Genomic DNA, 22843 nt, shown 5'->3' with positions numbered 1-22843 from the left:
CGTGTCTGTTTCAAAAAAAGTGCTCTGCTGCCTGTTCTGGGCGGCGCTGACTATCTATAGCGTCGTGGCCATCGGGCTCTTGGGCGTGCGCTATTGGGTCTTGCCGCGCGTGGACCAGTGGCGGCCCCAGATCGAAGCCTACGCCAGCCAGGCGTTGGGCGCACGCGTCTCGATCGGCGCCATCAAGGCGGATTGGCAGGGGCTCAATCCCCGGCTGGAACTGTCGTCTGTCCAGGTGCACGACGGCGTTGCGGCGCCGGTGCTGACGCTGCCGTCCGTATCGGCAGTACTCGCCTGGCGCAGCATCCTGACCCTGTCGCCCAAGCTGGTGCGCCTGCGCCTCGAGCAGCCTGAACTGACCCTGCGCCGCGATACCGATAACCATCTATGGGTGGCGGGCCAAAGCATCGACCTGAACGCCAGCGATCACCGCTCGGACCTGGATCACCCCGCGCTGCGCTGGCTGACCGCGCAGCGCGAATTGCTCATCCGCGGCGCCACCATCCGCTGGCAGGACGAAATGCGCCAGGCCCCTGACCTGGTACTGAGCAATGTCGATTTCCTGGTGCGCAACGGCAGTCTGTCGCATCGTTTCGTGCTGCGCGCCGATGCCGATCCGGCGCTGGGCCGCAAGCTGGATCTGCGCGGCGAATTCAATCGCAGCCTGTTCGCGGGCGATGCGTCCAATCCGGCCAACTGGAGCGGTGAACTCTATGCGGCCCTGGACGACGCCGAGCCGCAGGCCTGGGCGCCCTGGGCGCCGCCGCCTCCGATCAAGGGGCGCATCAGCGGCCGGGCCTGGCTGCAGCTGGATCATGGCAAGTTCACCACGTTGACGGCAGATGTGGCGGGGCGCGGCATCGGCTGGACCGCTGCCGCCGGCGGCCCCGCCGTCCGCAGCGGCTACGGCCAGCTTCGCATCGAAGGCACGCCGGGCGACTTCATTGAAAGCGACAGCGTGCCGCTGGCGCGCAGCCCTGGTGCCGCGAATCTGTCGGTCAAGGGGCGCGTCGAACAATTGCACGTGGCGCTGCCCGGCGTATTCGAACAGCCCGAGCTGGTGGCCGACGAACTGGCATTGGATGCCCAGACCAAAGGCGCCGATGCCAAGAACTGGTTCGTGGACGTCGGCCAGTTGCGCGTCGCCAACAGCGATCTGGATGTCCACCTGCAAGGCCAATGGCGCAAAGAAGGCAAGAGCGGGGCGGGCAGCGTCGACATGCGCGGCACGCTGGTGCGGGGCAAGATGAACGCCATCCACCGCTATCTGCCACTCGAGGTCAATGCCGACGCACGCGAGTGGCTGGCCACCGGCTTGCCCGCCGGCCAGATGGAATCGGCGGCCATCATCCTCAAGGGGGACCTGGACGAGTTTCCCTTCGGGGCGCCGGGTTCGACGGGCGAATTCGTCATCGCGGGCGCCTATTCGGGCGCCAAGGTCGACTACGCGCCGGCACGCAGCCATCGCAAGGGCTGGCCGATGCTCGAAAACCTATCCGGCAGCTTCCGGGTCGACAAGGTCGGCCTGGTACTAGACAGCCCCGGCGGCGCGGTGGCCCACACCGGCCCGGACCAGACGGTGACGCTGGGCGCGGTGACCGCCAGCATTCCCGACATGGAGCACAACGCCCAGTTGACGGTCAACGGCGACACGAGCGGTACCGTACCCGCCTACCTGGCGCTGGCCGAAAACTCGCCCCTGGGCGACCTGCTCGACGGGGCGCTGGACGAAGCCCGGGGCACCGGCAACTGGCGCATGCCGCTGAAGTTGAAGGTGCCGCTGATGAACACCGACGATACCCAGGTCGAAGGCAAGATCCAGTTCGCGGACAACACGTTCACTTTCATGCCCGAAATGCCCTTGCTCAGCCAGATGCATGGCGACCTGGAATTCTCGGAAAAAGGCGTGCATACCAAGGAAATCCGCGCGCAGTTCCTGGGGGGACCGGTCAAGATATCGGGCAGCCTGTCCCAGCCCAAGGATGTCTTGCGCTTCGATGGCGTGCTGGCGGGATCGGGCCTGACGCAAATCAGCAATACGCCGTCGATGGCACGTTTTTCCGGCAAGGCCGCCTACAAAGGCTCGGTGGGCTATCAGCGCGGCGGATCGGTCGAACTGGCGATGGAAACCGATCTGGTCGGCATGGCGATCAACATGCCCGCGCCGGTGGGCAAGCCGGCGGCCACGGCGCAGACGCTCAAACTGCAGTGGGGCGCCGCGCAGGATCGCGGCGCCAAGGGCCGCCGCTGGCTCACGGCCAGCCTGGGCGAGAATATCAATGCGCTGTTCGAACGGGACCCGACGGATTCGTCGCCCTCGTATTTCGCCCGCGGCACGCTGGGCATCGGTCGTCCGGCCAGCCTGCCCGAGCGCGGCCTGAGCCTGAGCGCCAGCCTGCCTGAACTGGACATGGACGCCTGGGAGACCGTGTCCGACGGCTTCAGCCCGCCACCCGTCAAGGGACGCCCCGCATCCCGTCCGCTGTTGCCACAGCCCGAGCGGGTCAGTCTTGCCACGGGGGTGCTGCGCACCAGCGGCTATACCCTGAACGACCTGACCTTGTACGCCACCCGTCCGGCCCCGGCGCAGTGGCGCGTAGACCTTGAATCGCGCCAAGCGGCCGGTTCGCTGTCCTGGCGCGAGGCCTCGGGCGCGATCGCAGGCCAGATCACGGCCCGCCTGAAGCACCTGGCGCTGGGCGGTGCGGACGACGCCAACGAGGCCGACAAGGCCTTGTCGTCGGGCAGCGACCTGTCCGACATTCCCGCCATCGACCTGCAAGCCAAGGAATTCAGGCTGTATGGCAAGAACCTGGGCGAATTGCAGGTACTGGGCACCAATCTGGAACGTGGTCGCCAATGGCGCCTGGACAAACTGTCGATCACCAACGACGCCGCCGCGCTCAATGCCACCGGCGCCTGGCGGCTTGAAGGTCCGGACCGCGGACTGACGGTCGATGCCACGGTCAAGTTCGAGAACGTCGGCGGCTTCATGGATCGTATCGGCTTCGAACACGTGGTGTCAGGCGGCACGGGTAGCGTCAAGGGCAAGGCCACCTGGCGCAATCTGCCCTGGACCCACAATATCGCCGATGTTGTCGGCGACGCCGAGATCAGCCTGGACAAGGGCCGCTTCATGCACGTGAACTCGCGCACGGCCCGCTTGCTCGAATTGCTGTCGCTGCAATCCTTGCAACGCCTGGCCCGCCTGGACGTGAACCCCACCAGCCTGCTGCGCGACGGTTTTCCGTTCGATACCGTGCGGGGCCAGGTCAAGATGGCCGACGGCTCGCTGACCACCGAGGGCTACAAGCTGAACGGCCCGGTGGCCGCCATCGTGCTGGCCGGCGGTGTCAACATCGTGCAAGAGCGCTGGAACCTGAAGGCGGTGGTCATTCCCAACCTGGACGCCAGCGGCGCGGCCATGGTGACGGCGCTGGCCGTCAACCCGCTGATCGGCCTGGGGGCGTTCGTGACGCAATGGCTGCTCAAGCAGCCGCTGGCTCGCGCCATGACCCTGGAATACGCCGTCACCGGCAGTTGGGACGATCCGCAGATCGATCCCATCGACGCCTCGGGCAAGCCGGCGCCCAAGCAGACGCCCAAGCCGCGCAGCCTGGAAGAGTTCATCGAACATTGACTGGGCGGCCCGCGCCGGGCCTGACATTGCGATACAGACCGTACAGACAGCAACGCGGCTCTGCCTATAAGCTGCGTCAGTCCCAATACTGATGGAGCTGACAAGATGCCCACGTCCCGCATCCGCACGGCAACGGCGGTCGCATTGATGAGCGTTTCCGCCTGGGCCCAGGCCCAGAGCCTGGTGCTGCCCACCATTCCCGAGGCCACGGATGCCATTGTCGACATGCTGGAGGGCACCGGCCTGTCGCGCCCGTCCAAGGTCAAGCTGGGCACCTGCGTGGCCGCCGAAGAAGCGACCCACCCGGGGCAGGTCGCTTGCACGGTGGCGGTGACGATGGGGGCGGCGGTCAATGAGAACCAGATGGACTTCTACAAGCAGGGCAAAAAGTGGAAGGCCCAGCCGAGTTCCTCCCAGGACAAGCTGCCATTTCCCGATCCCAAGTTGCAGTGAACACCGGGCTGAATGCGGGCATGAATGCGGGCACTGAAGCAGGCCCGCCGATCGCTGGCCCAAAGACTGACTGAAACGCCGTCCCATAAAGCATTTGGCGAGGACCGCCTTGGGGCTGTCCTCGCCAAATCGATATCCGTCGCGAAAGACCGGCTTACTTCTTCTTCATCATGTCGAAGAATTCGGCGTTGGTCTTGGTGGCGCGCATCTTGTCCAGGATGAATTCCATGGACTGGACTTCGTCCATGTCGTGGATGAACTTGCGCAGCACCCAGACCTTTTGCAGCAGGTCCGGGGCGATCAGCAGTTCTTCGCGGCGGGTGCCCGACTTGTTCAGGTTGATCGACGGGTAGACGCGCTTTTCAGCCAGGCGACGTTCAAGGTGGACTTCGGAGTTGCCCGTGCCCTTGAATTCTTCGTAGATGACTTCGTCCATGCGGCTGCCGGTTTCGATCAGCGCGGTGCCCAGGATGGTCAGCGAACCGCCTTCCTCGAGGTTGCGCGCCGCACCGAAGAAGCGCTTGGGGCGCTGCAGGGCATTGGCATCCACGCCGCCGGTCAGCACCTTGCCGGAAGCCGGCACGACGGTGTTGTAGGCGCGGGCCAGGCGGGTGATCGAGTCCAGCAGGATCACCACGTCTTTCTTCATTTCGACCAGGCGCTTGGCCTTTTCGATGACCATTTCCGCGACCTGCACGTGGCGGGTGGCGGGTTCGTCAAAGGTCGAGGCCACCACTTCGCCGCGCACGGTGCGCTGCATTTCGGTCACTTCTTCCGGGCGCTCGTCCACCAGCAGGACGATCATCACGGCGTCGGGGTAGTTGGTGGTGATGGCGTGCGCAATGTGCTGCATCATCACCGTCTTGCCCGACTTGGGGCTGGCGACGATCAGGCCGCGCTGGCCCATGCCGATGGGGGCGAAGACGTCAAGAATGCGGCCCGTGAGGTTTTCTTCGCTCTTGATGTCGCGTTCCAGACGCATGGTCCGGTTCGGGTGCAGCGGCGTCAGGTTCTCGAACATGATGCGATGCTTGATCGCTTCGGGCGCCACGCCGTTGACCTTGTCCACCTTGACCAGCGCGAAATAACGCTCGCCATCCTTGGGCGTGCGCACTTCACCTTCGATCGAGTCGCCGGTGTGCAGGTTGAAACGGCGAATCTGGGACGGCGAGATATAGATGTCGTCCGTGCTGGCCAGATACGAGGTCTCGGGCGAGCGCAGGAAACCGAAGCCATCGGGCAGGACTTCAAGCACGCCGTCGCCAAAGATCTGCTCGCCTTGCTTGGCGCGCCGTTTCATGATGGCGAACATCAGCTCCTGCTTGCGCAGGCGGTTGGCGTTCTCGATTTCCAGGCCAGCGGCCATTTCCAGCAGCTGCGAGACATGCAGCGCCTTCAGTTCGTTGAGGTGCATCGCGGTGAGTGGTGGGGGAAAAGTAAAGGAGGGTTCTGGCGGCGCGCCACGGACGGGCTCGCGCGGTATTGAATGAGCGCCGCCACCAGGGCGGCGCCTTCGTTCACAGCACGCAGTTTACAACGCGCCGTCCAGGAATGCGGTGAGTTGCGACTTCGACAGCGCGCCAACCTTGGTGGCGGCAGCCTGGCCGTCTTTAAAGAGCATGAGGGTGGGAATGCCGCGGATGCCGTACTTCGAGGCGGTACCCTGGTTTTCGTCCACGTTCAGCTTCGCGATCGTCAGGCGACCCGCGTACTCGGTGGCAACTTCTTCCAGGATCGGGGCAATCATCTTGCAGGGGCCACACCAGGCAGCCCAGTAGTCCACCAGCACCGGCTGGCCGGATTTCAACACATCGGCATCGAAGCTCGCGTCACTGACGTTCTTGATTTGGTCGCTCATGATGGTGATTCTCGGTTCGGCAGCAAAAGGCGCGAAAAAAGGGACGCGCCTTGCCGTTGTTCTTGTTTGTGGAATGGATTAAAGCATACCACTGTCAATAACGACAGTCATACCACTGTTTATAACAACAGGGTTTGCTGCTTTTGTGTAGGATGTTGCGGCGCAGTTGTCGTGATCGGGGGGTTGAACCCGGCTACGCTGGCTGTGTCTATCGTCATCCTACCGAATTCGGAGCTGGTCAGGTCGTGCGCATTCCACCCGGAGCCGCGCAGAATCTGGGCTTATCCGTAAAATGTCGGTTTTTTTCCACAGATGTTGGGGATAACTTGGCCACTCCACGTTACAACGAGGCGTCCATCCGCGTCCTGAAGGGGCTGGAGCCCGTGCGCCAGCGCCCGGGCATGTACACCCGCACCGAAAACCCCCTGCACGTCGTGCAGGAGGTCATTGATAACGCCGCAGACGAAGCCCTGGCTGGCTACGGCAAACAGATACAGGTCACGCTGCATATCGACGGCAGCATTTCCGTCGAAGACGACGGCCGCGGCATTCCCGTCGGCCTGCACCCCGAAGAACACGCGCCCGTCGTGGAACTGGTGTTCACCCGCCTGCACGCGGGCGGCAAGTTCGACAAGGCCGGCGGCGGCGCCTACGCCTTTTCCGGCGGCCTGCACGGCGTCGGCGTGTCCGTCACCAACGCCCTGGCGACCCGCCTGGAAGTCGTGGTCTGGCGCGACGGGGCGGTCAACCGCCTGGTCTTCAAGGGCGGCGACGTCGCCGAACCCCTGGCCCCCTACGACCAGGGCGGCCGCAAGAAGTCGGGCACCCGCGTGCGGGTCTGGCCCGACGCGAAGTATTTCGACAGCCCCAATATTCCGTTGGGCGAACTGACCCATCTGCTGCGCAGCAAGGCCGTGCTGCTGCCGGGCGTGAAGGTGCTGCTGGTCAATGAAAAGACCGGCGACACCAAGACCTGGCAGTACCAGGACGGCCTGCGCGGCTACCTGGCCGAGGCCCTGTCCGGCGCCGAACTGATGGTGCCGTTCTTCGAAGGCGAGCAATACGCCGGCGCCGATCACGAGAACTTCGCCGAAGGCGAGGGCGCCCAGTGGGTCGTGGCCTGGACCGAAGACGGCAACGCCGTGCGCGAGTCGTACGTCAACCTGATCCCCACGCCGGCCGGCGGCACGCACGAATCCGGCCTGCGCGAAGGCCTGTTCGGCGCGGTCAAGGGTTTTGCCGAGCTGCACAGCCTGCTGCCCAAGGGCGTCAAGCTGCTGCCCGAAGACGTGTTTGCCCGCGCCAGCTTCGTGCTGTCGGCCAAGGTGCTCGACCCGCAATTCCAGGGCCAGATCAAAGAACGCCTGAACAGCCGCGACGCCGTTCGCCTGGTGGGCGGCTTTTCCAAGAGCGCGCTCGACCTCTGGCTGCACAGCAATGTGGAGTACGGCAAGAAGCTGGCCGAATTGGCCATTCGCCAGGCGCAGGCGCGCCAGCGTTCGGCGCAAAAGGTCGAAAAGCGCAAGAGTTCCGGCGTGGCCGTGCTGCCGGGCAAGCTGACCGACTGTGAGTCCAGCGACGCCAGCCGCACCGAAGTCTTCCTGGTCGAGGGCGATTCGGCCGGCGGGTCCGCCAAGATGGGCCGCGACAAGGAATTCCAGGCCATCCTGCCGCTGCGCGGCAAGGTGCTCAATTCCTGGGAAGTCGACCGCGACCGCCTGTTCGCCAACAACGAAATCCATGACATTTCCGTCGCCATCGGCGTGGACCCCCACGGGCCCAACGATTCCCCGGACCTGTCCGGCCTGCGCTACGGCCGCATCTGCATCCTGTCGGACGCCGACGTCGACGGTTCGCACATCCAGGTGCTGCTCCTGACGCTGTTCTACAAGCACTTTCCCAAGCTGGTCGAAGCCGGCAACGTGTTCGTGGCCAAGCCGCCGCTGTTCCGCCTGGATGTGCCGGCGCAGGGCAAGCGCCCGGCGCGCAAGATCTACTGCCTGGACGAAGGCGAGCTTGAAGCCGCGCAGGACAAGCTGCGCAAGGAAGGTTCGCGCGAAGGCGCCTGGGCGGTCAGCCGCTTCAAGGGCCTGGGCGAAATGAACCCCGAGCAGCTTTGGGAAACCACCATGAACCCGGATACGCGCCGGCTGTTGCCGGTGGGGTATGGCGACCAGACACCCGAAGACACCACCCGCATGTTCGACATGCTGATGGGCAAGGGTGAATCGTCGCAGCGCCGCGCCTGGATCGAAGAGAAGGGCAACCTGGCGGAGCTCGACATCTGATGGCGCTGGCCCCGTTGCCGCCCGCGTCCATGGCGGTCGATCTCACGGCCGACGACTACGCCGATTTCTCGGCGTACGTCTACAAGCGGCCGGAGCTGCGGCGCCGCCGCTATCGGTCGCACCTGCGCTTTGCCGTGCTGATGATCGTGGTGCTGTTCGCGTACCTGGCCTGGCAGACCTGGGGCGGCAATGGGCCCAACTGGGGCCTGATGCTGCCCGTGTACTTCGAGGGCCTGGCCGTGGGCCTGGGCATTCTGGTGCTGCTGGCGCTGGCCTACGAGTTCGTGCTGCCGGGGCTGGTGCGCATGAACACGCGGCGTATGCTGGCCAAGCGGCCCGACGGCCTGTTCCTGGGCCGCCATCAGCTGGTCTTCGGGCCAGGCGGCATCGAGGACACCGTCGCTGGCGCGTCCGGGCAGCTCGCCTGGGGCGATGTGCGCCGGGTCGAGGAAACGCCGCAGCATCTCTACGTCATCCTGGGCACCCTGCAGGGCGTGATCATCCCCAAGCGCGGGCAAGACGCCGCGACGCTGGATGCCGTGCGCGCCCAGTTGCGCGCGCACGTGGCCGATATCCAGCTGCTGGACGCCGCGCGTCCCCAATGACGCCGTTTCAATGAATTTGTCTACCTGAAACCATCATGACCGACAGCAATCAACACGGTTTGTTCGACGCCGCGCCCGAAGAGGGCGGCGATGCCGCCATCACCCTGGCGCGCTATGCCGAACAGGCCTATCTGGACTACGCAGTATCCGTGGTGCGGGGCCGGGCCCTGCCGGACGTGGGCGACGGGCAAAAGCCCGTGCAGCGCCGCATTCTGTACGCGATGCAGGCCATGGGCCTGGCTGCAGGCGCCAAGCCCGTGAAGTCCGCGCGCGTCGTGGGCGACGTGCTGGGCAAGTACCACCCCCACGGCGACCAGGCGGCCTACGACGCCATGGTGCGCATGGCGCAGGATTTTTCCCTGCGCTATCCGCTGATCGACGGCCAGGGCAATTTCGGTTCGCGCGATGGCGATAACGCCGCCGCGATGCGTTACACCGAAGCGCGCCTGACGCCCATCGCCAAGCTGCTGCTGGACGAACTGGACGAAGGCACGGTCGATTTCGTGCCCAACTACGACGGCAGCCAGCAAGAGCCCCAGATGTTGCCCGCACGCCTGCCCGTCATGCTGCTCAACGGCGCATCGGGCATCGCGGTCGGCATGGCCACCGAAATTCCGCCGCACAACCTGCGCGAAGTCGCCCAGGCCTGCGTGGCGCTGATCAAGCATCCGCAACTGCCGGACGCCGAGCTCTACGGCATGATCCCGGGCCCCGATTTCGCCGGGGGCGGCCAGATCATCACCCCCGCTGCCGATATTGCGCAGATCTACGCGGGCGGGCGCGGTTCGCTGAAAGTGCGGGCCCGCTGGACGTTCGAGGAAATGGCGCGCGGCCAGTGGCAGTTGGTGGTCACCGAACTGCCCCCGGGCACGTCGGGCCAGAAGGTGCTCGAGGAAATCGAGGAAATCACCAACCCCAAGGTCAAGAGCGGCAAGAAGAGCCTGACCCCCGAGCAATCCCAGGCCAAGGCCGTGATGCTGAATCTGCTGGACGCCGTGCGCGACGAATCCGGCAAGGATGCCGCGGTGCGCCTGGTGTTCGAACCCAAGACTTCGCGCGTCGATCGCGACGAATTCGTCAACACCCTGCTGGCCCAGACCAGCATGGAAAGCAGCGCCTCGGTCAACCTGGTCTGCATCGGCACCGATGGCCGTCCGCGCCAGAAGGGCCTGCGCGACGTCCTGGTCGAATGGCTGGCATTCCGCACCAATACCGTCGTGCGCCGCACCCGCTTCCGCCTGGACAAGGTCATCGACCGCATCCACGTGCTGGAAGGCCGCATGGTGGTCTACCTGAACGTCGAAGAGGTCATCCAGACCATTCGCGAATCCGACGAGCCGCGCGCGGCCCTGATGGAACGCTTCAAGCTGTCCGAGCGCCAGGCCGAAGACATCCTGGAAATGCGCTTGCGCCAGTTGGCACGCCTGGAAGGCTTCAAGATCGAGAAAGAACTCGAAGAAAAGCGCAAGGACCAGATCGGTCTGCAAGAGCTGCTGGACAACCCCAACACCCTCAAGCGCCTGCTCATCAAGGAAATCGAGGCCGACGCCAAGCAGTATGGCGACGACCGCCGCACCCTGATCGAAACGGCCGAACGCGCCGTGCTCGAAACCAAGGTGCTGGACGAACCCGTTACCGTGGTGGTGTCGCAAAAGGGCTGGCTGCGCGCCCGCCAGGGTCACGGCCACGACAAGTCGCAATTCGCCTTCAAGCAGGGCGACGACATGTACGGCGCCTTCGAATGCCGTACCACCGACACGCTGATCGCCATGGGCGACAACGGCCGGGTCTATTCGGTGCCAGTGGCCAGCCTGCCGTCGGCGCGCGGCGACGGCCAGCCGGTCACCACCATGATCGACCTGGAAAGCGGTTCGCGCATCGTGCACACCATCGCGGCGGCGCCCGACAGCCGCTGGCTGCTGGCCACGCGAGGCGGCTATGGCTTCTCGGCCAAGCTGTCGGACATGATCAGCCGCCAACGCGCCGGCAAGCAGTTCATCACGCTGGAAGCGGGCGATGAACTGCTGCACCCCGTGCCCTTGTTCGATGGCGCCAAGCAACTGGCCTTGCTGTCGCAGAAGGGCAAGTTCCTGGTGTTCGGCCTGGACGAGGTCAAGGCGCTGTCCGGCGGCGGCCGCGGCACCATCCTGATGGGCCTGGATGGCGCGGACAAGCTCGACCAGACCGTACCGATCGGTGCGCTCGGCCTGCGCGCCGCGGGCATCTACCGCAACAAGCACACCGAAGACATCCTGGTCGGCGACGCGTTGGCCATCTATGTCGGCAAGCGTGCTCGCAAGGGGCGGGCGCTGGATGTGCGGCCCAAGCAGCCGTTGCTGTCGCCCGTGCTAGGCTGATCGCGGCGGGATGCGCGGCATCCATGAAGGCGGCGTCTGCGGGCGCCGCTTTTTTTTGGCGCGGTGGGGGCTGTGCCTGTCGTCGGCGTGGCAGGCTTGACCTCGGGGAGGTGGGTGATATTTAATAGATAGACCAATCAGTCTATTAATAAAATCCACGATTCACGGACCGCGCCGCCTCACCCTCATGCGAAAAATAGACCCCGCCAGGCAGCACGAGCGTCGCCGCCAGATACTGGCCGCCGCGGCCGAGTGCTTCGCCGAACACGGCTTTCACGCCACGTCCACCGCGCAGATCTGCGCGCGCGCCGGCATGAGCCCGGGCAACCTGTTCCATTACTACGCCAGCAAGGCCGAGATCATCGAGGCCCTGATCGCATCGGACACCGAGGCGCTGCGCGAACGCCAGCAAGGTGCAGACGCCGAACCCGATGCGCGCGCGGCCCTGACCCGCTGGATCGGCGACAACCTGGCGCAGTACCAGGACCCTGCCTTCGTGCGCCTGGGTATGGAGGTGCTGGCCGAAGCGGTGCGCAATCCACGGGTTCACGCCCTGGTCATGGCCAACGAAGCCGAACGCAAAGCGGCGCTGACGGCGTTGCTGACGGCCGTTTGGCGCCTGCTGCCGCCCGACGCGCTGCCGCGGCCCGTCGCGGAAATGGCCGACATGCTGTTGTTGCTGCTCGATGGTGTCTACAGCCGGTCGGTGGTCGACCCCCGATTCGATGCGGCTGCGGGCGGCCGGCTGCTCGATGGCGCGTTGCAAGGGTGCCTGCCGCCGTTATCGGCGGGCAACGGCAAAACGGGCAAAGGCACGACGGGAGAGGGCGCATGAGTACGCCTGTGCAAGCGCCGCAGACGGCGCGACCAGTGCCCGAGGCGGGATGGCCGGGGCGGCAGGGCGGCGCGCAAGCCGTACCCCAACGCCTGGCGCACGTCGATGCGCTGCGCGGCTTCGCGCTCTTCGGCATCCTGGTGGTCAATATCGGCGTGTTCGCCTCACCCTTCTACGCCAGCGGGATTCCCCATCCCGACTTCTCGCGGCCGCAGGACCACTTGGTGGGTTGGCTGGTCGCGTGGTTGTTCGAGACCAAGTTCTACCTGCTGTTCTCGTTCCTGTTCGGGTACAGCTTCACGTTGCAGATGGCCGCGGCCGAACGCAGCGGGGCCGCCTTCGCGCCGCGTTTTTTCAGGCGGCTACTGGGGCTGGCGGCGCTGGGCCTGGCGCATGCCGTGCTGTTCTATCAGGGCGACATCCTGCTGACCTATGCGCTGCTGGGCCTGATATTGATGGCCTGCCGCGGCATGGAGCCGGGCCGCGCGTTGCAACGGGCGTTGTGGCTGATCGGGCTGGTATCGCTGGCCTGGGCGGCGCTGGGCGCCTTGAGCCTGCTCGATCCGGCCGGCACCGAGACGTTCAGCCGCGCCGCGGCCAAGGTGTCCGCCGCCGACGCCCTGGCGGCGATCGAGGCCTATCGCGGGACGGTCATGACCACCATCGCCCGGCACTGGCAAGAGTTGACCTCGGTCACCTGGGCCACCGTCGTGCTGGTGCAGGGCCCGTTCGTGTTCGCGATGTTCCTGGTGGGCTACGCCCTGGGACGCAGGCAGGCGTTGGCCGACCCGTGGCGCGAGCCGCGCGTGCTGTGGCTGCTCTGCGCGCTGGGCGCATTGCCGGGGCTGGCGGGGTCCGCGTTCTACGCGACCACCAGCCTGGATACGGCACGGGTGTGGGAAACGCTGGGCCTGGCCGCAGACCTGTTTACCGCGCCGTTGCTCAGCATGTCGTACGCTGCGGCCTTGCTGCTGGCGATGCGCACGCGTCCCGGCGCCTGCCTGGCGCGCTGGCTGGCGCCGGCCGGCCGCATGGCTCTGACCAACTACCTGATGCAATCGGTGGTGTGTGCGGGGCTGTTCACGGCGTGGGGGCTGCGGCTGTCCGGCAGCGTGTCGCCGGGCATGACGCTGCTGATTGCCACGATGCTGTTCGCGGCGCAGTTGCCGTTGTCGGCTTGGTGGCTGCGCCGCCACGCCTACGGCCCGGTCGAATGGTTCTTGCGCGCGCTGACCATTGGCGCGTGGCCGGCCTGGCGCCGCTTGCCCGCGGAGCGGGGCGGCTAGGCCGGCCTCTGGGGCGCGGCCCGGGTCTGAGCCGGACGGCGCCGCCGCACCGGCAGGGGCGGTGAGGTCGATCCGGCGCCAGCCAGGTGTCTTCCGGCAGCCGTCTCAGCGCCCGGCGTCGGCGATGGCCGCGTCGATCGCGCCGGCCAGCCGCTCGGTCAACTGGTCCAGCTCGTCGTCCGAGATGATGAAGGGCGGGGCCAGCAGCACGTGGTCACCCTGGCGGCCGTCGATGGTGCCGCCCATGGGGTAGACCATCAGGCCGCGCGCCATGGCTTCGCGCTTGATGCGCGCGTGCAGCGTCACGGCCGGGTCGAAGGTCTGTTTGCTGGCGCGGTCGCGCACCAGTTCCACGCCCATGAACAGGCCGCGCCCGCGAATATCGCCCACGTGCGGATGTTCGCCCAGCGCCTGCTGCAGGCGTTGGCGCAGGCCCTCGCCTTGCGTGCGTACTCGCGCCAGCAGGTTGTCGCGCCGGATCACTTGCTGCACCGCCAGCGACGCTGCGCAGGCCATCGCGTGGCCCAGGTAGGTATGGCCGTGCTGGAAGAAACCGCTGCCTTGCTGGATGGCCTGCACGATGCGTTCCTGCGCCATGACGGCGCCGATCGGCTGGTAGCCGCCGCCCAGGCCCTTGGCGATGGTGATCAGGTCGGGCGTCACGCCTTCCTGTTCGACGGCGTACAAGGTGCCGGTGCGGCCCATGCCGCACATGACTTCATCGGCGATGAACAGCACGCCGTGGCGGTCGCAGACGTCGCGGATGCGGCGGAAATAACCGGGCGCGGCCGTCACGGCGCCCGATGTGGCGCCCACGACGGGTTCGGCCACGAAGGCCATCACGGTGTCGGAGCCCAGCCGTTCAAAAGCCTGGTCCAGCTCTTGTGCCAGGCGGTCGGCGTACTGGTCGTCGGTTTCACCGGCGCGCTGGTCGCGGTAGGCGTAGCAGGGAGACACGTGTTCGACATCGATCAGCAGCGGCGCGAACTGGGCGCGGCGCCAGGCGTTGCCGCCCACCGCCAAGGCCCCCAGCGTGTTGCCGTGATAGCTCTGGCGCCGCGCCACGATGTGGCGGCGCTGCGGCTGGCCGATTTCGACGAAGTACTGGCGCGCCATCTTCAGCGCGGCCTCGATGGCTTCCGAGCCACCCGACACGAAATACGCGTGCGACGTGCCGGCAGGGGCATCGGCGACCAGCATGCCGGCCAGTTCCTCGGCGACCTCGGTCGTGAAGAAACTGGTGTGGGCATAGGCCAGCGCATCGATCTGCGCATGCATTGCCGCCTGCACGTCGGGATGGTTGTGCCCCAGGCAGGACACCGCCGCACCGCCTGAGCCATCCAGGTAGGCGCGGCCTTCCTGGTCATAGAGCCAGACGCCCTGGCCGCGCACGGCGACGGGCGGCGTGCTGCGCAGGGAACGGTGTAGAACGCGGGTGCGGGTCATGGCTGGGGTCTCCAGTGGCGTGGGAAGCGGGGGAAGGGCTAAGGGGCGACGCGGCGTCTGCGCGTCGGTTCGCGCCAATAGGCGCCGTCGGCTTGCAGGCGGGTTTCGATATCGGCCAGGCGTTGCAGCACGGCGTCGCCGCCGCGGGCCGCCAAGCGCGCGATCAGGTGTTCGGCCAGGCCCAACAGGCCGGCAGTGCTATGAAAGAAAGAGCCCGGTCCGCGCTGCGCGGGCGCCTCGGGACTGCTGTCCTCGGCCGCCGGATCGTCGGGCCGTGTGAATCGCAGCACGTGGTCTGCCGCTTGCGCCACCGGATTCTTGACGCTGTCCGTCAGTGCCAGGACCGTGACGCCGCGGGCGGCGATCTGGCGGGTCAGGCGCACGGTGGCTGCCGGGTACGGCGCTTGCGAAATCACCACCAGCGCATCGCCTTCCTGCAGGCTGTCGGCGTCTTCAGCTGACGCGCCACCCAAACCGTCGATCAGGATGCCGTTGCGGCGCAGCAGGTGGTAGGCGTAGCGCATCTGGAAGGCGATGCCGAATGCCGATCGCGTGCCCAGGAAACCGACCTGGCGCGCGGCCAGCAGCGCAGCGACAGCCGCGTCGAACGCGGCTTCGTCATTGGCTTGCCAGATCGACGCCATGGCCTCGGTTTGCAATTGCGTCAGGGTGTCGTGGCCGCGGCCGCCAGCCTGGCCCGCGTGCGAAGCCTGCAAACGCGCCGCGCGGTCACGCAGACTGGCGTCCGACGCACCGGCCAGCGCACGCTGGAATGGGGCGCGAAAGGCCTCGTAGCTGTCGTGCCCCGCCGCGCGGGCCAGCCGCAGCATGGTGGCCGGCGACACGCCGACGGCCTGCGCTTGCCGGCGCATCGACCACAGCCCGACCTGGGCCGGATTGGCCAGCACCCAACGTGCTGCGCGCTGCATTTCGGCGGGCAGGGTGGCGCTGATCTCGCGCAGATGTTCTTGCAGGGCGGTTGTCACGATGGCGTCGGGAACCAGAACGATATAAAACAAATGCTACATCTATATCCAAGTAAAAAACAGATGTTTTATTTGCGAACTGTACGACAACTCCGACAAACCGTAACGTGGCTGTCCCCCTGGGAACGCCCTTGGGGACATGCCGACAAATAGCGCGGAAATGATTACAAAATGGCCGGTGATCGGGTTTGACACAGGGATAGGTCACCCATATCATTCGTATAGAAATCAATTTAGCTGAACTAATTCAGTCATGAATAAACAGACCGTAACCGACCCCTCGCAGCAGTACGACCTGCGCATTTTGCGGGCACTGCGCCGAATCACGCGATCCATCGCGTTGCATTCGCGCCAGTTGTCTGCGGTCAGCCACATCACGGCGCCGCAGCTCATGTGCCTGCGCACGGTCATCGCCAACGGCCCGCTGACGGCCACCGCGATCAGCCGCGAAATCCATGTCAGCCCCAGCACGGTCGTCGGCATTCTCGACCGCCTGGAAGACAAGGGCCTGATCCGCCGCGAACGCGGCCGCGAAGACCGCCGCATCGTCTTCGTGACCGCCACCGACGCCGGCCGCGAGCTTGCCCAGCAGGCGCCGTCGCCGCTGCAAAAGCACCTGGCTGATGCGCTGAACGCGTTGCCCGAGCTGGAGCAGGCCACCATCACGCTGTCGCTCGAGCGCATCGTGGCGCTCATGGAAGAAGAGAGCGGGGTCGCAACGGATACCCATGGCGACGTGTCGTCGCCCATCCTCGAGGTGCCCACCGGCGGGGCGCCTCCCGAATCGGGACTGGTTGTATGAGAACAAACGAACTGATCGACCCCATCAACTCAAGTGCCGTGGCGCCGGCGGCGGGCAGCGAAACGCATCTCCTGCGTGAGCCCCGCCGCAAAGACGGCGCCGCGATCCACCAGCTTATCTCCGAGTGCCCGCCACTCGATGTGAATTCCCTATACGCGTACCTGCTCCTGTGCGAGCACAACCGCGGCACCTGCGTCCTGGCCGAAAGCGCCGGAGGACGCATCGATGGATTTATCTCCGCTTACGTGCTTGTCGACAAGCCGGACGTGTTGTTCGTCTGGCAGGTTGCCGTGCACACCCGCGCACGCGGCCAACGGTTAGGCCGCGCCATGCTTCGGGAGCTCTTGCGACGCAAGGGGCTCGAGCATGTTCGTCATCTTGAAACCACGGTGGCGCCTGACAACCAGGCATCGCGCCGCACCTTCTCCGGCCTGGCCGGCGAGCTGGGCGCCCACGTTTCCGAACAGCCCTTCTTTGATCGGCAATTGTTCGGCGGCGCGGACCACGACGACGAGATGTTGTTGAGGATAGGCCCGTTCACGTTGCCCGCGCCGTAAGGCCGGGAACCCTGCGGGTCCTTATCGAAAACCGGGATGGCTGTTCTGATCCGGATGCGCCTGGCGCGCATGCGGAGGGGCTCTGGCCGTCTGTCAACTTATGAGATGAAAGGGAGGATTAATCACATGGACTTGAAAATCTTTGACCGGATGGAGTCGGAAGTACGGGGCTACATCCGTTCGTTCCCCGTGATCTTCAGCCAGGCCAGGGGCTCGACGCTGGTCGACGAGGACGGTGGCGAATACATCGACTTCTTCAGCGGCGCCGGCACCTTGAACTACGGCCACAACAATCCGGTGCTGAAGGAAAAACTGCTCGAGTACGTGCAGTCCGATGGCGTGGTCCACGGCCTGGACATGGCCACCAGCGCCAAGAAGAAATTCCTCGAGACCGTCGACCGCGTGCTGCTCAAGCCGCGCAACTGGCAATACACCCTGCAATTCACCGGCCCCACCGGCACCAATGCGGTCGAGGCGGCCCTGAAGATCGCGCGCCAGGTCAAAGGGCGGCCCAATGTGATTTCCTTCACGCACGGCTTTCACGGCGTCAGCGGCGGTTCGCTGGCAGTGACGGCCAACATGAAGTTCCGCGATGCGTCCGGCTACCCGCTGGCCAACACCACCTTCATGCCCTATGACGGTTACTTCGGGCCGGACGTGGACACCATGGCCTACCTGGAACGCATGCTGGAAGATCCCAGCAGCGGCATGGACAAGCCAGCCGCCGTCATCGTGGAAACAGTGCAGGGCGAGGGCGGCGTCAACGTGGCCACGCTGCGCTGGCTGAAGGAACTGGACAAGCTGTGCAAGCGCCACGACATGTTGCTGATCGTGGACGATATCCAGGTCGGCTGCGGCCGCACCGGCACGTTCTTCAGCTTCGAGGCCGCCGGCATCCGCCCCGACATCATCACGCTGTCCAAGTCGCTATCGGGCTTTGGCCTGCCGATGTCGCTAGTGCTGATGAAGCCCGAGCTCGACATCTGGAAGCCGGGCGCGCACAGCGGCACGTTCCGCGGCAACAACCTGGCCTTCGTCACCGCGACGCAGGCACTGGAAACCTACTGGGCCAACACCGCATTCACCGCGGACATCCAGCGCAAGGAACGCCTGGTGCGCGACTGGCTGGAAAACCTGGTCCACAGCTACCCCAACGCCGGCCTGTCGGTGCGCGGCCGCGGCCTGATCCAGGGCCTCGTGTGCAACAGCACGCCCGCGCTGGCCAACCGCATCGCCGCCAACGCGTTCAAGCGCGGCGTGGTCATCGAAACGTCAGGCGCGCATGACGAAGTTCTGAAGCTGCTGCCCGCCCTGACCATCGAGGAAGAGCTGCTCACCAAGGGCCTGGATGTGATCGAGGCCAGCGTGGCCGACGCGCTGGCCGAAGAAGGGCAGTCCGCCCGCATTCTCAAATTTGGAGGAAAACGTCAATGATCGTACGCAATGTCAAAGATGTGATCGGCACCGCCGATGAAGTCCGCACCGATACCTGGGTCAGCCGCCGCGTGCTGCTGAAAAAGGACGGCATGGGATTTTCCTTCCACGAGACCACCATCTTCCCCGGTGGCCGCACGCATATCCACTACAAGAATCACCTGGAAGCGGTGTGGTGCATCGAAGGCGACGGCTCGATCGAGACCATCGCCGACGGCAAGAAATACGACCTGGGGCCTGGCGTGGTCTACGCCCTGAACGAGCACGACGAGCACTGGCTGTGCGGCGGCAAGGAGCCGCTGCGGGTCATCTGCGTCTTCAACCCGCCGCTGACGGGCCAGGAAGTGCACGACAAAGAGGGCGTCTACGCCTTGCCTGAAGCCCACGCGAAAGCGGCCTGATACAAGGAGGTTCGCATGATCTCACCTGCACAGGATCCGTACGCCTCCCGTACGGATCGAAGTTCCGCCATCATTTCCCGCCAGGACCCCGTGGTCTACGGCGAAGGCAGCTACGCCAACGCCCTGAGCGGCGAACAGATCGGCTCTTACGAGCGCGACGGCTTTCTGCTGCTGGAAGACCTGTTCTCGGAAGCCGAAGTGCGCGCGCTGTCGGCCGAGGTCGAGCGTATGACGCGCGACCCGTCGATCATCCGCCGCGAGGAATCGATCACCGAGCCCGGCAGCAACGCCGTGCGTTCCATCTTCATGGTGCACGTGCTGAACCCCGTGTTGGCGCGCCTGGTGCGTGATCCGCGGCTGGTCAACGTGGCTCGCCAGATTCTGGGGTCCGAAGTCTATATCCACCAGTCCCGCGCCAACATGAAGCCTGGCTTCAAGGGCAAGGAGTTCTACTGGCATTCGGATTTCGAGACCTGGCACGTGGAAGACGGCATGCCATCGATGCGCGCCCTGAGCTGCTCGGTGTTGCTGACCGAGAACAACGACTGCAACGGCCCGCTGATGCTGGTACCCGGGTCGCACCGCCAGTTCATTTCCTGCGTCGGCGAAACGCCCAACGAGCACTACAAGCAATCGCTGAAGAAGCAGGAATATGGCGTGCCGGATCCGGTCAGCCTGCAATTGCTGGTCGAGCAGGGCGGCATCCGCTCGATGACCGCCAAGGCCGGTTCGGTGGTGTTTTTCGACTGCAATACCATGCACGGCTCGAACAGCAACATCTCGCCGTGGCCCCGGTCGAACGTGTTCATGGTCTACAACAGCATGGAAAACACGCTGGAGCCGCCCAAGTACGGCCTGACCCCGCGCCCCGAGCACATCGCCACGCGCAAGGCGTTCAAGGCGGTGACGCCGCTGGATGCCCTGAAATTGGTAGGTTGAGGGCCCCCACGCCGCGCTTTGCGCTTGCTGCCCCCCCCGTGGGGGGCTTCATTCTCTCAGCCCAGGTCCGCCTGGGCTTTTTTTCGTCCATCCGCTATGCTTTGCCGCTCTTTTCCACGCCTGCATCCTTTGCCATGTCCGCCCGCATCCTCAGCCTGCATATCTATCCGATCAAATCCTGTGCCGGTATCGATCTGGCCGAGTCGCCAGTGGATCGCGCCGGCCTGGCGCATGACCGCCGCTGGATGGTGATCGGGGCCGACGGCCAGTTCATGACGCAGCGCCAATGGCCCGCCATGGCGCTGATACGCACCGCGCTGACCGCCGATTCGCTGCGGCTGTCGGCGCCCGGCATGACGGATCTGGATGTGCCGCTGGATGGTTCCGGCCTGCAAGCTGGCGTGGAATCGGTGGGCGTCTGGAAGGACTTCATCGACGCGCGCCGCGAAAGCGAGGCGGCGGCCGAGTGGTGCACGGCTTTCCTCAAGACGCCATGCCGCCTGTACAAGGTGGACGAGGCCGCGGCCCGACCCGCCAAGCCCGAATGGGTGGACAAGTGGACCGACGGTCACCCGGACCTGGCGGATACCTTCAGCGGCGACCATTTCTTCGGCTTCGCCGACGGGTTCCCGCTGCTGGTGGCCAACCAGGCGTCGCTGGACGACCTGAACGCCCGGTTGCAGGCCAAGGGCGTGGCGCCGGTGCCGATGGACCGTTTCCGGCCGAATATCGTCGTGCAGGGGGAATGGGAAGCCTTCGAGGAAGACCACACCGCCATGATCACCGCCGGCCCGGTCGGCATGGCGTTCGTCAAGCCGTGCACCCGCTGCTCGATTCCCGATATCGACCAGCGCACCGCCGTGCAGCACGATGAACCCGGCCGTACGCTGGCGGGCTATCGCAACCTGGATATCGGGGTGGTGTTCGGCCAGAATGCCATCGTCGATGCGCCTGCCGGCGCCCGCCTGAAGGTGGGCGACAGGGTCGAGATCGAACTGGACTTCTGACATCGGGCCGGGCCTGGCCCGGCCGGTTCAATCCCTTTCGCCAGGGCGAGTGCCCGCCGAGCGGTGGACGTTTTCGGGCCATGACGATGGCCAATGCTGCCATTTTGGATGGCAAACGCCGCCAAGTGGCTTTTGGACCGGCCGGCAGGGCGTTCCATTGCGGCAAAAAATATAGAATACCGGCTTCCGACGGCAGAAACCGGGTGCCGCGCGGTTCTTGGCCCGCGGGACTACCCGCCCGCAGGCGTATTCGCATTCATTGCATCACTTCGCGCGCCGGTACGCGAAACCAGGATATTTCTATCATGCAACGCATCATGCTGCGGGCAAAGCTCCACCGCGTCACGGTCACCGAAGCCGATCTTCACTATGAAGGCTCGTGCGGCATCGACGAAGACCTGCTGGACGCTGCCGGCATGCGCGAGTTCGAACGCATCGAGCTCTACAACATCAACAACGGCGAACGCTTCGACACCTACATCATCAAGGCGGCCCGCGGCAGCGGCGTCATCTCGTTGAACGGCGCCGCCGCGCGTCGCGCCCAGGTCGGCGATCTGATGATCATCTGCACCTACGGGCCGATGTCGGAAGAGCAATCCGCCACCCACAAGCCGCAGGTCGTGCTGGTGGACGACGCCAACCGCGTCAAGGAAATCCGCAAGTTCCCGGCCTGAGGCCGGGCCGGGCGGAGCGCCAGGGGGCGCTCCGTCAACCCTGATACGTTTCATCATGAGCTTCCAGGTCATCATTCAACCCAGCAAGCATCAATTCCCGGTCGAGCCCGGCCAGACCGTGCTCGACGGCGCCCTGGCCGCGGGCATCGTCCTGCCCTACAGCTGCCGCAACGGCGCCTGCTCCACCTGCAAGGGCAAAGTGGTGTCCGGGGAGTTCGACGCGGGCCAATACCCGGCGCAGATCCTGTCGCCCGAGGAACTGGCCGACGGCTACACCCTGTTCTGTCAGGCGCGGCCCGCTTCCGACCTGGTGGTCGAATCCACCGAGGTCCGCCTGGCCAGCGACATCCAGATCCGCAAGCTGCCCTCGCGCGTGCAGACCCTGGAGCGCGCCGCGCCCGACGTCACCGTGCTCAAGCTGCAATTGCCGGCTTCCGAGCAGTTCCGCTACTACGCCGGCCAATACATCGAAGTGATCCTGAAGGACGGCCGCCGCCGCAGCTATTCGATGGCCGGCGCGCCGCATACCGGCAGCCCGCTGGAACTGCACATCCGCCACATGCCGGGTGGCTTGTTCACCGACCACGTGTTCGGCGCCGGCGATACGCAGATGAAAGAGCGCGAAATCCTGCGCCTCGAGGGCCCGTTCGGCTCGTTCTTCCTGCGCGAAGACAGCGACAAGCCCATCATCCTGCTGGCCAGCGGCACGGGCTTCGCACCCGTCAAGGCCATCGTGGAACACATGATCCACAAGAACATCCGCCGCCCGGTCTCGCTGTACTGGGGCGGACGACGCCCGCGCGACCTGTACATGGATGCGCTGGCGCAGTCGTGGACTGAGGCGCTGCCGGATTTCCGCTACGTGCCCGTGGTGTCCAACGCGCTGCAGGAAGACAACTGGACCGGCCGCGACGGCTTCGTCCACGAGGCCGTGCTGCACGACATCGCCGATATGTCGGGGTACCAGGTCTATGCCTGCGGCGCGCCTCCCATGGTCGATGCCGCCCGGCGCGAATTCAGCGCCCAGCGCGGCCTGCCGCCCGAAGAGTTCTACGCGGACGCCTTCACGTCCGAGGCCGACCTGGCCAAAGCCGCGCCCTGATCCATCCCGGGGCGTGAGCAAGCAAAAAGGGGCGAATCGGCAGCGTGATCCAGGCTGACCGATTCCGCCCCTTTTTTTGATGTTTTCAGCCGTAGGCGAGGGCGGGACGTCGGGGTAAACTGCGATGTCACCTTGGCAGCGGCTTGCCGCGGGGCGCGGACATCGTGTCCGCG

General features: G+C 65.5%; 19 protein-coding genes. 15 read left to right on the top strand and 4 right to left on the bottom strand.

Annotation, left to right across the window (positions count from 1 at the left end; all coding sequences use genetic code 11):
- The first annotated feature begins 1 nt into the window (after position 1).
- A complete protein-coding gene (locus tag AC3WMR_RS19195) occupies positions 2 to 3640 on the top strand; it encodes a YhdP family protein (protein WP_492266335.1) in 3639 nt (1212 codons plus the stop codon).
- A 105-nt stretch (positions 3641 to 3745) separates the two neighbouring features.
- Positions 3746 to 4093, top strand: a complete 348-nt coding sequence (locus AC3WMR_RS19190) for a hypothetical protein (RefSeq protein ID WP_492266336.1) — start codon at positions 3746 to 3748, stop codon at positions 4091 to 4093.
- A gap of 154 nt (positions 4094 to 4247) precedes the next feature.
- On the opposite strand, the gene rho is transcribed toward AC3WMR_RS19190, so the two are convergent.
- Both rho and trxA read right to left on the bottom strand, forming a co-directional pair.
- Positions 4248 to 5507 (bottom strand): transcription termination factor Rho, encoded by a 1260-nt coding sequence (rho, locus tag AC3WMR_RS19185; protein ID WP_006218533.1) that lies wholly within the window; start codon positions 5505 to 5507, stop codon positions 4248 to 4250.
- Between the two features lie 117 nt (positions 5508 to 5624).
- Entirely contained in the window at positions 5625 to 5951 is a 327-nt protein-coding gene (gene trxA, locus AC3WMR_RS19180) for a thioredoxin TrxA (protein WP_025135179.1), read from the bottom strand.
- Between the two features lie 326 nt (positions 5952 to 6277).
- Here trxA and parE point away from each other — a divergent pair, with 326 nt between their 5' ends.
- From parE to AC3WMR_RS19155, 5 genes are all read left to right on the top strand, one after another.
- Positions 6278 to 8239: a DNA topoisomerase IV subunit B gene (gene parE / locus AC3WMR_RS19175; RefSeq protein ID WP_492266337.1), complete on the top strand. Its 1962-nt coding sequence runs from the start codon at positions 6278 to 6280 to the stop codon at positions 8237 to 8239.
- On the top strand, positions 8239 to 8844 hold the full coding sequence (locus AC3WMR_RS19170) for a YcxB family protein (RefSeq protein ID WP_492266338.1): 606 nt from the start codon (positions 8239 to 8241) through the stop codon (positions 8842 to 8844). The genes parE and AC3WMR_RS19170 overlap by 1 nt, the downstream gene beginning before the upstream one ends.
- 35 nt (positions 8845 to 8879) lie before the next feature.
- Complete coding sequence (gene parC / locus AC3WMR_RS19165; protein WP_492266339.1) at positions 8880 to 11201, top strand: DNA topoisomerase IV subunit A; 2322 nt, start codon at positions 8880 to 8882, stop codon at positions 11199 to 11201.
- Positions 11202 to 11388: 187 nt separating this feature from the next.
- Positions 11389 to 12036 (top strand): TetR/AcrR family transcriptional regulator, encoded by a 648-nt coding sequence (locus tag AC3WMR_RS19160; RefSeq protein ID WP_492266340.1) that lies wholly within the window; start codon positions 11389 to 11391, stop codon positions 12034 to 12036.
- On the top strand, positions 12033 to 13322 hold the full coding sequence (locus AC3WMR_RS19155; protein ID WP_492266341.1) for a DUF418 domain-containing protein: 1290 nt from the start codon (positions 12033 to 12035) through the stop codon (positions 13320 to 13322). Before AC3WMR_RS19160 ends, AC3WMR_RS19155 begins: the two co-directional genes overlap by 4 nt.
- A gap of 105 nt (positions 13323 to 13427) precedes the next feature.
- On the opposite strand, the gene AC3WMR_RS19150 is transcribed toward AC3WMR_RS19155, so the two are convergent.
- Both AC3WMR_RS19150 and AC3WMR_RS19145 read right to left on the bottom strand, forming a co-directional pair.
- Positions 13428 to 14768 (bottom strand): aspartate aminotransferase family protein, encoded by a 1341-nt coding sequence (locus AC3WMR_RS19150; RefSeq protein WP_492266342.1) that lies wholly within the window; start codon positions 14766 to 14768, stop codon positions 13428 to 13430.
- Between the two features lie 38 nt (positions 14769 to 14806).
- Positions 14807 to 15697, bottom strand: a complete 891-nt coding sequence (locus tag AC3WMR_RS19145; protein ID WP_492281584.1) for a MurR/RpiR family transcriptional regulator — start codon at positions 15695 to 15697, stop codon at positions 14807 to 14809.
- Positions 15698 to 16007: 310 nt separating this feature from the next.
- Between AC3WMR_RS19145 and AC3WMR_RS19140 the strand changes: the two genes are divergently transcribed.
- The 8 genes from AC3WMR_RS19140 to AC3WMR_RS19105 all read left to right on the top strand — a co-directional run bounded on the left by AC3WMR_RS19140 (position 16008) and on the right by AC3WMR_RS19105 (position 22670).
- Entirely contained in the window at positions 16008 to 16556 is a 549-nt protein-coding gene (locus AC3WMR_RS19140) for a MarR family winged helix-turn-helix transcriptional regulator (RefSeq protein WP_175218601.1), read from the top strand.
- On the top strand, positions 16553 to 17113 hold the full coding sequence (gene ectA, locus AC3WMR_RS19135; protein ID WP_175192653.1) for a diaminobutyrate acetyltransferase: 561 nt from the start codon (positions 16553 to 16555) through the stop codon (positions 17111 to 17113). The genes AC3WMR_RS19140 and ectA overlap by 4 nt, the downstream gene beginning before the upstream one ends.
- A gap of 126 nt (positions 17114 to 17239) precedes the next feature.
- Positions 17240 to 18547 carry a diaminobutyrate--2-oxoglutarate transaminase gene (ectB, locus tag AC3WMR_RS19130; protein ID WP_263913712.1) on the top strand — a complete coding sequence of 436 codons (1308 nt, stop codon included), beginning with the start codon at positions 17240 to 17242 and terminating at the stop codon, positions 18545 to 18547.
- Positions 18544 to 18948 (top strand): ectoine synthase, encoded by a 405-nt coding sequence (locus tag AC3WMR_RS19125; protein ID WP_025135189.1) that lies wholly within the window; start codon positions 18544 to 18546, stop codon positions 18946 to 18948. Before ectB ends, AC3WMR_RS19125 begins: the two co-directional genes overlap by 4 nt.
- Positions 18949 to 18963: 15 nt before the next feature.
- Positions 18964 to 19887, top strand: coding sequence for an ectoine hydroxylase (thpD, locus tag AC3WMR_RS19120; RefSeq protein WP_175192652.1), 924 nt, complete (start codon positions 18964 to 18966; stop codon positions 19885 to 19887).
- Positions 19888 to 20021: 134 nt separating this feature from the next.
- Positions 20022 to 20894, top strand: coding sequence for an MOSC domain-containing protein (locus tag AC3WMR_RS19115; protein ID WP_492266344.1), 873 nt, complete (start codon positions 20022 to 20024; stop codon positions 20892 to 20894).
- A gap of 305 nt (positions 20895 to 21199) precedes the next feature.
- The gene (panD, locus tag AC3WMR_RS19110) at positions 21200 to 21568 is read left to right on the top strand and encodes an aspartate 1-decarboxylase (RefSeq protein WP_025135192.1); all 369 of its coding nucleotides are present in this window, start codon (positions 21200 to 21202) and stop codon (positions 21566 to 21568) included.
- Between the two features lie 55 nt (positions 21569 to 21623).
- Positions 21624 to 22670 carry a CDP-6-deoxy-delta-3,4-glucoseen reductase gene (locus AC3WMR_RS19105; protein ID WP_492266345.1) on the top strand — a complete coding sequence of 349 codons (1047 nt, stop codon included), beginning with the start codon at positions 21624 to 21626 and terminating at the stop codon, positions 22668 to 22670.
- Positions 22671 to 22843: the final 173 nt, after the last annotated feature.

This window comes from Achromobacter sp. FW305-C-28 (assembly GCF_058783235.1).
Note: the sequence above shows the minus strand (reverse complement) of the source record. Positions and strands in the feature narration are given on the sequence as shown.